We start from the raw sequence: 12,629 nt of genomic DNA, 5'->3' as shown, positions 1-12,629 counted from the left end.
GCGTCAGCCCTCCGGCACCTCCGGCACCTCCGGAGCCACGGCGTCCGCCCCGGTCGCCAGCCGCAGCTGTTCCTCCTCGACGATGCGGCGGGCCAGTGCCCCGTCCGACACGTCCACCGCGTCCGGCGTCGTCTCGGCGACGTCGCTGCGGCGCGCGTACAGATCGAACAGCCGTTCCTTGCGGGCCAGGATGTCCAGCATCCGTTCGTCGACGCTGCTCGCCGCGAGGAGCCGGTGCACCTGGACGGTCCGTATCTGCCCCATCCGATGGGCACGGGCCACCGCCTGGTGCTCCATCGTCGGCTTGATCTGCGGCTCGCAGATGATCACCACCGAGGCGGACTGCATGTTGAGTCCGACTCCGCCCGCCTGGATCTGGCTGAGCAGCACGGCATGGCCGTCCACGGCGGCGAAATCGTCGATCAGCCGCTGGCGGCGGGCGGCCGCGAGGCTCCCCGACAGCGGGCCGAACACCGGTGATTCCAGGGCCTGTCCGACGGTCTGGAGCACTTCACGGAAGTAGGAGAACACCACGACCTTCAGGCCGTTGGCCGCGGCCTCGGTCACCAGCTCGCGCAGCCGGTTCAGCTTCGCGGACGTCGCGGGGCGGGCGTACGCGGCCCGTCGCATCCGCATGAAATGCCCGGCGCCCACCGCCTCGCGGTAGGCGTCGAGATCCTCCGGGCTGAACTCCTCCCACTCGTCGACCTGCACCAGCGCCGGGAGTTCGGTCAGCACGTCCACCTGGTTGCGCCGCAGATAGGCCGGTGCGACAGCCCTGCGGAAGGCGAGCGAACCGGCGGCCCCGTGGGTGGTGTGTATCGAGGGGGCCAGCTCCGGCTGGAGGTGACGGACCAGGCTGCGGAACTCCTCGACGCGGTTCTCCATGGGGGTGCCGGTCAGGAACAGCACCCGTTCGGTGTGCTGCGTCCAGCCGGACACGGCCCGGGACCGGCGGGTGGCGGGGTTCTTGACGTAATGGGCCTCGTCGACCACCAGCATGCCGGGCCGGGTGCCGCAGTCCGCGGCGGCCGGCAGGGTGTGCAGGGCGTCGAACGTGGTGAGGGCGACCCCGCCGCCGCGACGCCATTCGTCGAATGCGGACTGCCGCTCGGGGCCGTGCACCGCCAGGGTGCGCAGAGTGGAACGGGCACGGATCTCGCGCGCCCAGTTGATCAGCACGCTCGCCGGGCAGACCACCAGGAAGTGTGTCTCGCCCCGCGCCGAGAGGTGCGCGAGCGCGGCGATGGCCTGCACGGTCTTGCCGAGTCCCATCTCGTCACCGAGGATCACCCGCTTCTGCGCGAGGGCGAACCGGGCGCCGAACGACTGGTAGCCGCGCAGCGAGACCCGCAGATGGGCGTCGTCAAGCCGCAGACCGCGCACCCGGTCCGCCATCCCGGAGGGCAGGAACCCCTCGGCAGCGTCCCGGTCCGGTCCGGTGCCGGACATCTCGGCGATCAGGCTGTAGTACTCGGCCGAGCGCAGCTCGAAGTCCACCCAGGCCGCGACGTCCGACTCCGCGCCCCGCAGCAGATCGACCGAGACCTGCCCGAACAGCAGGGCCAGCCCGCGCTCGTCGGCCTCGGCGACGGCGGCTCGCACCCCGGCGACCGCCTCCAGCGCCCGGGAGCGGGTTCGGCGCCCGGTGAACACCAAGCGCAGCCGCCCCCGCGCCGGTCCCGCGGCGGCCAGCAGGGGTTCGAGGCGCCCGACGAGCCGGCCCGCCGCGGCCACTGCCCGCCGCACGTCGGGACCGGCCTCGACCAGCCGGTGCAGTGCGACGACCAGCGCGGTCGTGGCGTCGTCCGGGGCGTCCACGTCCATCCGGACCGTGACCGTGTCCCGCACCGCGTGGGCGATCTGCCCGGCCGCGGCCAGCACCTGGTCGGCGGTCTGCGCACCGACCCCGGGGATCTGGCGCAGCTCGTAGCGACTGGTCCCGTGCACCTGGCCGACGGTGGTGAACCCGGCCTGCTCGACCGCGCCGATCCGCAGCCTGCCCTCGGTGACGTCCTTGAGCCTGGAGGCCGGGATCGTGGCGAGCTCCCGGCGGACGAGGGAGTCGAGCAGCGGATTCAGCGCGGTGTGCACGGCATCGACGGCCCGGGTGTGATCGGCCAGCACGGCGCGCGCCGTCTCCAGCAGCCCGTCGGCCCGGGCCAGCAGCTCTCGGGCGGCCCTTCCCGTGGGTGCCCCGTCCGCCGTCGCTCCGGCCTGTGTCATGTACGTCCCTCTGTCCGCGCAGCCCGGCTGCCGTCCTGCCCGGCACCTGCCCGGACGGGTCCTATCGTGCCACGCGGCACCGACAGACCGGGCTGCTCAGGGCCTCGGCGGGCGGCGCTCGGCGGGGGAGAGCAGCAGGACCTCCAGGGCCCGCGCGCAGGAGCGGGCCTGCGACAGGAACCAGTCGGTGCGCGTGTCCGTGATCACGGACGGGGTGGCCCGGACCGCCAGGGCGAAGCGGGCATGACCGGCGCCGTCCAGGACCGGGACCGCCAGGGTCCGCACCCCGTGCGCCGACTCGCCGTCGTTGAGCGCGTAGGCGTCGGACCGCACCTTCGTCAACTCGGCCTCCAGCGCGCCCGGTTCGACGATCGTCCGGTCGGTGAACGCGGGCAGCGGGGGCAGCGAGGAGGGTCCGCCCTCGCCCGGCCGGGCCCAGGCCAGCAGGACCTTGCCCAGCGCGGTGGAGTGCAGCGGCCTGCGCAGCCCCACCTTCGGCGTCACCGAACCGCCCGCCACGATCACCGCGTGGGGGCCGCTGCGCAGCGCCAGGTCGGCCGTGGCGCCGGTGCGTTCGGCGAGATCGGTCAGCTCGGGGGCGGCCAGATGCAGGCCCCGCTGGTGGTACGAGAGCCTGCCCAGCTCGGTGACGGCGGGGCCCAGCCGGTAGCGGGAGGTGCGGGCGTCCTGCTCCAGGAAGCCCGCGCCGAGCAGGGTGCGGGCCAGCCGGTGTGCCGTGGAGGCGGAGAGCCCGAGGCGGCGGGCGAGGTCGGAGGCGCTGAGATCGGGGCCGTTGTCGTGGAAGCAGTGCAGCACGTCCAGGGCACGCCGGACGGCCTGGGCGCCACCGGGAGCAGGCGCCGCCGCGGCCTCGGTCATGTCGGTCCACTCTCCGCTCGTGAGGGGTTCGGGGCGTGTAGTTGCCACATTACGGGAGTTGAGCGGTGCGGATTCCCGGCTGAGAAATACTCCGTTCATATTCAATCCCACATCATGGGAAGCGAGTTGTGGGCCGGTCCGGGTCCGTGGCAGTCTGCACCAGGTCATCACCGACGAGCGGAAGGGAGCAGTGCCATGGCCGGCCGCCGAACAGCGCCCCCCGTCCACGCCGCCCCGGTCCCGCTCGCTCTGACGCTGCGCCGTCACATCGACCTGGCGCGGGTCTCCAGCGCCGCCTGTCGCTGACCGCTCCCCCTCGTAGCCCCCTGGGGCCTCACCCCGCCGCGTTCCGACACGGTCCGGGGCGCTTCGCCGTACGCGGTCCCATCCCCCGACGTACCTGCCGCGCAGCCCGCCACACCGTCTCGCCGCGCGCCCCCTTGCTTTGCCGACCCCTCGGGAAGACTCCATGACGCATGCCGTCCTGCCCCGGACCCTCTGGTTCACCCGCTGTCCCGTACCCACCGCCACCGGCATCGCCGCCGACCGCCGGTGGCTCGCCGAAGAGTTCGCCCCCGACGGGATCGAGGTGCGGTCCCTCCAGGACGGCGCACCCAGCGCCGACCGGGCCGCCCACTACACCCACGCCCTGCCGGGCCTGTTCCGTGAAGGCGGCAACGTACCCGCGCTGTGGGCCCGTTCACGCGGGGAGCGGACCCGGCTGATCGGTCTCACCTGGATCGAGGAGCGGCAGAGCGTACTGGTCCGTCCCGGCTCCGGGATCCGGGGCGCCGAGGCACTGCGCGGACTGCGGCTCGCCGCGCCCGTGCACGACATCGCCATCGACTTCTGGCGGGCCATGGCCCTGCGCGGCTTCGACGGCGTACTCGCCGCCGCCGGACTCGGGACGGACGACGCCACGTTCGTGGACGTGCCCGGCGCCGGACACCGGGACCAGTGGGGTGCCGAACTGGCGGCGCTGCGGCGCGGTGACGTGGACGCCGTGTACGTGAAGGGCGCCCTGGCCGTCGAGGCCGCCCGGCGGGCGGGGGCGGAGGTCGCCGTCGAACTCGACGAGCTCGCCGACCGCCGGTTCCGCGTCAACAACGGCACCCCGCGCCCCATCACCGTCCACCAGCAGCTCCTCGACGACCACCCCGGCCTCGTCGACCGCTTCCTCGCCGTCCTGCTCAGGGCCGCCGACTGGGCCGCCGAACAGCCCGCCGAGGTCGCCCGGATCCTGGGCGCCGAGACCGGCGCGGGCGCCGAGGGCGTCGCCGGGGCCTACCGGCCGGGCACCCATCTCACCCTCCACCCCGATCTCGCCCCGGACCGCCTGACCCTGCTCGCCGAGCAGGAGGCCGGGCTGCGCGTCCACGGCTTCCTGCCCGGACCCGTCGACATCGCGGCCTGGACCGACCCCGAGCCACTGCGCCGCGCCACCGCACTGGCTGCTTCCCACCGCGCCTTCGCCCCCGAGTTGTGAGGACCCCCGGCACCATGAACCTTCCCCGACCACTGCGCACGGCCGCCGCCCCCGCGCTCGTCACGGCCACCGCGCTCCTCGCCCTCACCGCCTGCGGCTCGTCCGGGGCCGGCAGCGGCTCCGGCGCCGGGGGCACGGTCGAGATCCGCATCCCCGACCCCGGAAACTCCGGAGTGCTCGCCCTCGGCAAGAAGGACGGCAGCCTCGACAGGGCGCTCGCGAAGGCCGGTGCCGAGGTGCGCTGGACCGGCAGCGCCGGACCCTTCGCCCCGGCCGCCCAGGCGATGAACGCCGACCGGCTCGACATCGCCACCGGCTCCATCACCTCCGGCATCACCTCGCTCGCCCAGCGCCCCGGCTTCAAGTTCTTCACCGCCGTCGCCCCGGACGCCGCCGGCGAGGGCATCCTCGTGAAGAACGGCTCCGGCATCGGATCGGTCGCCGACCTGGTCGGCAGGAAGGTCGCCGTCAACCAGGGCGGTACCGGCGAATACCTGCTCCTGAAGGCACTCGCCAAGGCCGGGATCCCCGCCGGGAAGGTCAAGCGGGTCTATCTGCGGCCCGACCAGACGGCCGCCGTGTTCAACGCGGGCAAGGTCGACGCCTGGGCGGTCTGGGCGACGTACGCCGTGGCCGAGATCGGCAGCGGCAAGGCCCACTTCGTCGCCGACGGTGCCGAGATCGGCTCCGACAACTACAGCCTCAACGCCGTGCGCACCGGCTTCGCCGAACAGCACCCCGGGGTCGTCAAGGCGCTCTACCGGTACCTCCACGACGCCGGCGCCAAGGAGAAGCAGGACCCGGCCGCGTACCTGAACGTCTTCACCGACGCCGGGCCGACCGCCGTCACCGGAAAGGCGAAGGAGGTCCAGATCGCGTTCACCCGCAAGGGCGGCACGGTCGAAGCCATCGGACAGCAGGACATCGAACGCTTCGAGGACGTCGCCGGCTTCTACGCCGAGCAGAAGGTCACCCCGGGCAAGGTCGACGTCGCCGCCCACCTCCTCGACGTCGAGAAGCTGAAATGAGCGGGGCCGCCATGGACCAGGGCCTCGTCCGGCCCCGCCCGCAACGGCGCGGGGCCCGCGGCCGGACCCGCTCCACCACCGTCCGGACACTCGGCCCGCTCACCCTCCTCCTCCTGTGGTGGGCGGCGTCCGCCACAGGAGTCCTCACCCCCGACGTACTCGCGTCGCCCGGCGAAGTGCTGCGCGCCGTGGGGGAGCTGTGGGGCAACGGGCAGCTGCCCGACGCACTCACCACCTCCCTCACCCGCTCCGGACTCGGCCTCCTCGTCGGGCTGACCGCCGGACTCGTCCTCGGCGTCACCACCGGATTCACCCGCCTGGGCGACGAACTCCTCGACTCCTCCATCCAGACCCTGCGCACCATCCCGTTCCTCTCCCTGGTGCCCCTGTTCATGGTCTGGTTCGGGATCAACGAGACCGCGAAGATCCTCCTCATCGCCGTGGCCACCACCTTCCCGATGTACGTGTCGACATCGAGCGGGGTGCGCAACACCGACCCCGGACTCATCGAGGCGATGCGCAGCTTCGGCATGGGCCGCTTCGCCCTCGTCCGCGAAGTCGTCCTGCCCGGGGCCCTGCCGTCGCTGCTCGCCGGACTGCGGCTCTCCATGACCCTCAGCGTCATCGCCCTGATCGCCGCGGAGGAGATCAACGCCACCGCAGGCATCGGCTATCTGATGTCCCAGGCCCAGAGCTACGCCCGCACCGACATCCTCGCCGTCTGCATCCTCGTCTACGGGCTGCTCGGACTCACCGCCGACATGGTCGTACGGCTGCTGGAACGCGTACTGATGCCCTGGCGCACCACACAGGGAGCCACCCGATGACCGGAACCGCCCCCCGACCCGCCGTACGCGTGAGGGAACTGCGTCGCTTCTTCGGCGACCGCGCCGTGCTCGACGGCCTCCGGCTCGACATCGCACGGGGCGAGTTCGTCGCCCTGCTCGGCGCGAGCGGCAGCGGCAAGACGACCCTGCTGCGCATCCTGGGCGCACTCGACGCAGCCGACGGCGGAGAGGTCCTCGTCCCCGAGGCCCGCACCGTCGTCTTCCAGGAACCCCGCCTCGTACCGTCGAAGAAGGTCCTCGCCAATGTGACGGTGGCCCTGCCGCGCGGCCGCTCCGCGGACGGGCTGCGGGCCCTGGCCGAGGTCGGTCTCGAACGGCACGCCGACGCCTGGCCCGCCACCCTCTCCGGTGGCGAGGCACAGCGCGTCGCCCTCGCCCGCGCCCTGGTCCGCGAACCCGGGCTGCTGCTGCTCGACGAGCCGTTCGCCGCACTCGACGCCCTGACCCGGCTGAAGATGCAGGACCTGGTGGGCGAGCTGTGCCGCAAGCACCGGCCCGCCGTCCTCCTCGTCACCCACGACGTGGACGAAGCCGTACGGCTTGCCGACCGGGTCGCCGTACTGCGCGACGGCCGCCTCGTCACCGACGAACCGGTCACCGTCGACCGGCCGCGCGACCCCGGCGACCCCGCCTTCGGAGCCCTGCGCCGACGCCTCCTCGACGAGCTCGGGGTCGCGACGGCCCCGCAGCCCTCGACCGCCCCCGAACGTACCGAAGCAGGAGTGATCTGAATGACCGTCACCATCGGCGTGCACAGCAGCAACCCGTCCCTCTACCACCTGTACCACCTCACCCGGCTCGGCCTCGCCCAGGAGGAGCTGGCCCCGCTGGGCGAGAGCGTCGTCTTCCACCCGTACACCGACGGCGTCCGCACCGGCGAACTCCTCAGCCGCGGCGTCATCGACTTCGGCGGCACCGGCTCCACCCCGCCGGTCACCGCCCAGGCCGCCGGCCACGACATCGTCTACACCGCCGTCTCCGCCCCGCGCCCCGGACACGGCGCGCTCCTGGTCCCCGAGGACAGCCCCGTACGGACGGTCGCCGACCTCAAGGGCACCACCGTCCACCTCGCGATCGGCTCCTGGCAGACCCACCTCGTCGCCAAGGCGCTCGACGACACCGGGCTCTCCTACGCCGACGACATCACCGCCGTCCGCGGCACCGCCGACAGCGAGGAACTGCTGCGCACCGGAGCCGTCGCCGCCTGGGTGGCCCAGGGCGCCCAACTGGCCGCAGCCCGCCGCACCGGCGGGCTGCGCACCCTGATCCGCACCGGCGACGTCATCACCGACCGATCCGTCTTCTTCGCCCGCCGCGACCTGGCCGAGAACCGCCCCGAGGTCGTCGAGGCGCTCACCCGCGCCCTCCGGCGGGCCGACGACTGGGCGGCGGCCCACCCCCGCCGGGCGGCCGAGATCGCCGCCGCCGACCTCGGCGGGAGCGCCGACGACTGGGAGACCGCGCTGCGCGCCCTGCCGTGGCGGATCGAGCCGGTCACCGACGCCTTCGTCGCGGAGCAGCAGGAAGCGGCCGACATCTTCCACCGCACCGGCTTCATCGACCGCCCGGTCAACGTGGCCCACGCCCTCGCCGGCGCCGGCCGGGGCGCCGGCTCCGGCTCCGGCGCGGACAAGGCGGTATGACGACATGGCGACCGAAGTCCTCTGGTACGTCATCCCGCGCGAAGGCGCCTACCCCTGGGAACCCGAGGGCCGGCGGCCGGTCGACCTCGGCTACCTCGCCCAGCTCGCCGGCACGGTCGAACGCCTCGGCTACAGCGGCGCGCTGCTCGCCACCGACCTGTACGACGTCTGGCCGCTCGGCAGCGCGCTGGCCGCCTCCACCAGCACCGCGTTCAAGCCGCTGCTGGCCGTCCACCCCGGGCTGATCTCGCCCACCCTGCTCGCCAAGATGGCCCTCAGCTTCGACAACCTCTTCGGCGGCCGGCTCCGCTTCAACGTCGTCAACGGCTCCACCAGGTCGCTCCGGGAGTACGGACTCCACGTGGAGCACGACGAGCGGTACGAGCTGAGCGCCGAGTACTGGTCGATCGTGAAGCGGCTCACCGCGGGTGAGGTCTTCGACCACCAGGGCCGCTTCTACGACCTGAAGAACGCGGGCGCGTCCTTCGGGGAGCTGCGGCCGGTCCAGGAATCGCACATCCCGCTCTGGTTCGGCGGCTCGTCCGCCCCCGGGATCGAGATGGCGGCCGAGCACGTCGACGTCTTCCTGACCTGGGGCGAACCCCCGCACCTGCTCAAGGAGAAGCTGGAGCGGGTCAGGGCGCGGGCCGCCGCCCACGGCCGCACGCTCAGGACCGGGCTCCGCCTCCACCTCATCGTCCGGGACACCGAGGACGAGGCCTGGGCGGCGGCCGACCGGCTGCTCGACGTGACGAGCGGGGCGACGTACGCCCGGCAGCTCGGCGACCGGGCGGGGGAGGACGGCGTGGGCTGGCAGCGTCAGTTCCGCCAGCACGGCGGCAAGGTTCCGGCGCACGCCCGGGAGCTGGAGACGCACCCCAACATGTGGCCGGGGATGAGCCTGTTCCGGCCGGGGCCGGGCACCGCGGTCGTCGGCTCGACGGCCCAGGTCGTCGAGCGCCTCAAGGAGTTCGAGGAGCTGGGCGTCGACACCTTCATCCTCTCCGGCAACCCGCTGCTGGAGGAGGCCTACCGGGTGGCGGAGACGGTGCTTCCCGCGCTGGGTGTCACCCGCTGACCGGCCGGGGCGGGGGCACCGGAGAGTGCCCCGCCCCGCCCGTGGAACGGTGTCGCTCAGCGCGAGAAGCGATGCGTGCCGGAGCCGACGGCGAAGACCGCGCAACGGTCCTCCAGGCGCGGGAACCGCGCCGGGCCGTGGGCCACCTCCGATGCGGCGGACGCCGCCATCCACACCTCGGCGATGGTGTCGACGGGCAGCGAGACCTCCAGCCGGAAGGTGCCCGAGGCGGTGCTCCAGCCCGTGGAGACCGGACCGTACGGCGAATCGAAGCGGGCTGGGGCCTCGTTCGAGGTCCGGGTGTCGCCCTTGACCCGGCCGCCCGCCGAGACGTACGCCGTCCGGAACGCGTCCCGGACCTGCCGGACAGCGCACGGTACGGTGCCGGATCCTCGCCCAGCACCTCGGCGGTCCGTGCGACGAGATCGGCGCTGTGGGCGTAGTAGGCGGTGCCGATGACGTCCTTGGGCGTCTCGTCGTCGATGTTGAGCCAGTCGCCGTAGCCCTCGGCCGGGCGCGGACAGCCCTCGCTGCGCCGGTCCAGGTACTCCAGCCACCTCGGCATCGAGGGCCGGCTGGGCTCCAGCACCCGCACGTCCCCGTAGGCGCGGTGGAGCGCCCACGGCACGGTCACTCCCGCGTCCCCCCGGCCCGCCCCCGGGCCAGTGGCCCCACACGAGGGGCCACGTCGGGGAACGCGCCGTCGTCGCACTGGCTGTCGCGCAGGTCCCGCAGCCATTTGGTGAGGAAGCGCGCCGAGTCCATGACGTACGCGGCCGTCGGGGCGAGCGCGTTGAGGTCACCGGTTCAGCCGAGCCGCTCGCCCCGGGCGGGGGTGTCGGTGGGCACGGACAGGAAGTTGCCGCGCAGGCCCCAAGTGATGTTGTCGTGCAGCTGGTTGAGCATGGGGACATCGGTGGCGAAGTCGAGCGTGAAGGGTGCCGAGGTGTGCATGACGAGACCGGTGACGGCGTCCGGGGGCGGGGTGCCGGGACATCCGGTCACCTCCACGTAGCGGAATCCACGGAACTGAAGCGCGGCTCGTACGTCTCCGGGCCGCCGCCCTTGAGGGTGTACCTGTCGGTGGCGCGGGACGAGCGCAGCTTGGCCGTGTACGGCGTGCCGTCGGGGTTTCAGCGCCTCGGCTTGACGCAGCCAAACGGTGGTGCCGGCCGGACCGGAGACCTTGAGGCGGACGGAGCCGACCATGTTCTGCCCGAGGTCGGGGACGAAGACCCGGGCCGTGGTTCGGTCACCTCCCGCGCGGCCGGCTCCCGCACCACCTCGACGGGCCGGTCGAGCTGGGCGACCGGCTTGGCGCGGACCCCGTCGACCGGTTCGGGGCCGAGGCCCCGCCGGACATCACCGAGCGGTTCATGTCCTTCACCCCGAGTGACGAGCCGCCCACGCGCCCGGACGCCCGCGGCGCAGCGAACTCTCCCTGACGACGAGTTCCGGCTGGATCACAATGGTGCGGACCGCAGCGGACCGCAGCGGACCGTCGGCCTCGGCCTGGTCCCGGACCAGGTCGACGGCGGTCCGCCCGAAGATGTCGCGGGGCCGCCGCACGGTCGTCAGCGGAACCGTCGTGGTGGCCGCGAACTCCATGCCGTCGAAGCCGACCAGCGCGATGGCGGCGGGGACGCGCAGCCCGGCCCGGTTCCCGAGGGACTGCATCAGGCCAAGGGCCACCGAATCATTGGCCGCGACGACGCCGTCCGGCCGCTCGGCCGGGCGCCGCGCCGCGATGGCTTCCCCGACGCGCAGTCCGGCGGGCACGATGCGCTCGTTCAGACAGTTTCAAACGGTGTTGATAATACGTTTCACCAGCTGCTGCGACCGATGTCGGACACCGGTTCCTTGGTGCGGATCGGCCGGTCCCGGCCCGGTGGCCGAGCGAGGGGCGTCCGCGCGCCCGCCGCACCGGGCGCGGGCTGCGGCGGCCGGTGCCCGGTGCGAGACTCGGAGCGTCGGGAAGGACCGCCGTGCCCCACGGCACGGGCACCTCGAAGGAGCCGGCCATGCTCACCACCCGTTATGTCGACGGAGCGCCCAACTGGACCGATCTGGGCACACCCGATCTCGACGGGGCCGTCGACTTCTACACCGGCCTGTTCGGCTGGGAGTTCGCGGCCGGGGGTCCGGAGACCGGGGGCTACGGAATGTTCACGCTGGACGGGAGGACGGTCGGCGGCGCGATGACGGTCACCGAGGAGCAGGGCGAGCCGTCCTGGTCGGTGTACTTCCGGTCGTCCGACGCCGATGCCACGGCACACGCGGTCGAGCAGGCCGGCGGCACCGTACCGCTCGCGCCGATGGATGTCCTGGACTTCGGCAGGATGGCCGGATTCAAGGACCGGGCAGGGGCCTTCTTCGGCATCTGGCAGCCTCGGAAGAATCCGGGCCTGGGGGCTGTGGGCGTCCCCGGAAGTCTCTGCTGGGCCGAGCTGTACACCCCGGACGTGCCCGCGGCCGCCGCGTTCTACAACGCGGTCTTCGGATGGGAGAGCGTCCGGACGCCGTACCCCGGGGGCGGCGGTTCCTACACGGTGATCCGGACCCGAGGCGGGCGTGAGGAGTCGGGCTTCGGCGGCTTCGTTCCGCTGAACACGGTGCAGACGAGGGCGGCGGCCGGGTCGCACTGGCTGCCCTATTTCGAGGTGGACGACTGCGACGAGACGGCCGCGGACGTGGAGCGGCTGGGCGGCCGGCTGACCCTGGAACCCATGGCGATGGAAGGTGTGGGAGAGTTCGCGGTGGCCGCCGATCCGGACGGTGCCGAATTCGCTCTGATCAAGAGCGCGCCGCCGCAGAGCTGACCGGAAACCCAAGCGCACGCCGCCGCAGAGCTCGACCGGAACCCAAGTGCACGCCGCCGAAATGCTGACCGGAACTCGTCGGCGCGCCGCATTGATGAAGCGTTGATCGGTCGTTTATCGCGACCGGGCACTGTGGTCCGCATGCTGATCAACACCGCGGCCGACCCCGCACTCGCCTGGCAGGAGACTGCGCTGTGCGCCCAGGCGGGGCCCGAGTTCTTCTTTCCCGCCCCCGGCAGCTCCACCCGCGAGGCCAAGCAGCTCTGCAACGCCTGTGAGGGGCGCGAGGCCTGCCTGGAGTACGCCCTCGCCAACGACGAGCGCTTCGGCGTCTGGGGCGGGCTGTCCGAGAAGGAGCGGGACCGGCTGCGCAGAACCGGACGCGACTGAGGCCATCCGTCCGGATCGGAGGGCGGCGATCCCGGGGCCGGACACACGCTGCCCGTGCGACGATCCGGAACTGCGCACATCCGTCGCGGCGTTCGCGTGAGCCGACGGGATCCGGGTTGAGCGGATACGACGGCATCGTCGGCGGTGCGTGACCGGCCGGCCGTGTCCCGGCCGCGAGACTCTCCGGGGGCCCGACGGTCCGGGCCGCGCTCCTGGAGCGGGGCGGGCGTGA

The 12,629-nt window shown here is 73.0% G+C and carries 12 protein-coding genes and 1 pseudogene; 8 read left to right on the top strand and 5 right to left on the bottom strand.

Annotation, left to right across the window (positions count from 1 at the left end):
- Nucleotides 1-3: 3 nt before the first annotated feature.
- Together ACGF8B_RS26325 and ACGF8B_RS26320 are read right to left on the bottom strand one after the other, a co-directional pair.
- Complete coding sequence (locus ACGF8B_RS26325) at nucleotides 4-2,226, bottom strand: DEAD/DEAH box helicase (protein WP_392743139.1); 2,223 nt, start codon at nucleotides 2,224-2,226, stop codon at nucleotides 4-6.
- Between the two features lie 96 nt (nucleotides 2,227-2,322).
- Nucleotides 2,323-3,105 (bottom strand): IclR family transcriptional regulator, encoded by a 783-nt coding sequence (locus ACGF8B_RS26320; protein WP_392743136.1) that lies wholly within the window; start codon nucleotides 3,103-3,105, stop codon nucleotides 2,323-2,325.
- A gap of 469 nt (nucleotides 3,106-3,574) precedes the next feature.
- On the opposite strand from ACGF8B_RS26320, the gene ACGF8B_RS26315 reads away from it, so the two are divergent.
- From ACGF8B_RS26315 to ACGF8B_RS26290, 6 genes are read left to right on the top strand one after another with little or no spacing between them, the layout of a single operon-like run.
- Nucleotides 3,575-4,591, top strand: coding sequence for an ABC transporter substrate-binding protein (locus ACGF8B_RS26315; RefSeq protein WP_392743134.1), 1,017 nt, complete (start codon nucleotides 3,575-3,577; stop codon nucleotides 4,589-4,591).
- Between the two features lie 14 nt (nucleotides 4,592-4,605).
- Nucleotides 4,606-5,619 (top strand): NrtA/SsuA/CpmA family ABC transporter substrate-binding protein, encoded by a 1,014-nt coding sequence (locus ACGF8B_RS26310; RefSeq protein ID WP_392743131.1) that lies wholly within the window; start codon nucleotides 4,606-4,608, stop codon nucleotides 5,617-5,619.
- Complete coding sequence (locus ACGF8B_RS26305; protein ID WP_392743129.1) at nucleotides 5,616-6,446, top strand: ABC transporter permease; 831 nt, start codon at nucleotides 5,616-5,618, stop codon at nucleotides 6,444-6,446. Before ACGF8B_RS26310 ends, ACGF8B_RS26305 begins: the two co-directional genes overlap by 4 nt.
- A complete protein-coding gene (locus ACGF8B_RS26300; RefSeq protein ID WP_392743126.1) occupies nucleotides 6,443-7,198 on the top strand; it encodes an ABC transporter ATP-binding protein in 756 nt (251 codons plus the stop codon). The genes ACGF8B_RS26305 and ACGF8B_RS26300 overlap by 4 nt, the downstream gene beginning before the upstream one ends.
- Nucleotides 7,199-8,110: an ABC transporter substrate-binding protein gene (locus ACGF8B_RS26295; RefSeq protein ID WP_392743124.1), complete on the top strand. Its 912-nt coding sequence runs from the start codon at nucleotides 7,199-7,201 to the stop codon at nucleotides 8,108-8,110.
- A 4-nt stretch (nucleotides 8,111-8,114) separates the two neighbouring features.
- Entirely contained in the window at nucleotides 8,115-9,188 is a 1,074-nt protein-coding gene (locus ACGF8B_RS26290) for an LLM class flavin-dependent oxidoreductase (RefSeq protein WP_392743121.1), read from the top strand.
- A 56-nt stretch (nucleotides 9,189-9,244) separates the two neighbouring features.
- Here the strand turns inward: ACGF8B_RS26290 and ACGF8B_RS26285 are convergent, their stop codons facing one another.
- The 3 genes and pseudogenes from ACGF8B_RS26285 to ACGF8B_RS26275 all read right to left on the bottom strand — a co-directional run bounded on the left by ACGF8B_RS26285 (nucleotide 9,245) and on the right by ACGF8B_RS26275 (nucleotide 10,967).
- Nucleotides 9,245-9,682: an alpha-L-rhamnosidase C-terminal domain-containing protein gene (locus ACGF8B_RS26285; protein ID WP_392743824.1), complete on the bottom strand. Its 438-nt coding sequence runs from the start codon at nucleotides 9,680-9,682 to the stop codon at nucleotides 9,245-9,247.
- Nucleotides 9,613-10,397: pseudogene (locus ACGF8B_RS26280) on the bottom strand (family 78 glycoside hydrolase catalytic domain); the annotation flags it as partial. The pseudogene ACGF8B_RS26280 and the gene ACGF8B_RS26285, both read right to left, overlap by 70 nt.
- A gap of 174 nt (nucleotides 10,398-10,571) precedes the next feature.
- Complete coding sequence (locus ACGF8B_RS26275; RefSeq protein ID WP_392743118.1) at nucleotides 10,572-10,967, bottom strand: substrate-binding domain-containing protein; 396 nt, start codon at nucleotides 10,965-10,967, stop codon at nucleotides 10,572-10,574.
- A gap of 242 nt (nucleotides 10,968-11,209) precedes the next feature.
- On the opposite strand from ACGF8B_RS26275, the gene ACGF8B_RS26270 reads away from it, so the two are divergent.
- Together ACGF8B_RS26270 and ACGF8B_RS26265 are read left to right on the top strand one after the other, a co-directional pair.
- A complete protein-coding gene (locus ACGF8B_RS26270) occupies nucleotides 11,210-12,007 on the top strand; it encodes a VOC family protein (RefSeq protein ID WP_392743116.1) in 798 nt (265 codons plus the stop codon).
- A 141-nt stretch (nucleotides 12,008-12,148) separates the two neighbouring features.
- Nucleotides 12,149-12,397: a WhiB family transcriptional regulator gene (locus tag ACGF8B_RS26265; protein ID WP_124720677.1), complete on the top strand. Its 249-nt coding sequence runs from the start codon at nucleotides 12,149-12,151 to the stop codon at nucleotides 12,395-12,397.
- Nucleotides 12,398-12,629: the final 232 nt, after the last annotated feature.

It is taken from the genome of Streptomyces sp. NPDC047917, assembly GCF_043204345.1.
In the GTDB taxonomy this organism is placed as follows: Bacteria; Actinomycetota; Actinomycetes; order Streptomycetales; family Streptomycetaceae; genus Streptomyces; species Streptomyces sanglieri.
The sequence above is the reverse complement of the archived record's forward strand: the minus strand, read 5'-3'. Positions and strand labels throughout refer to the sequence as shown.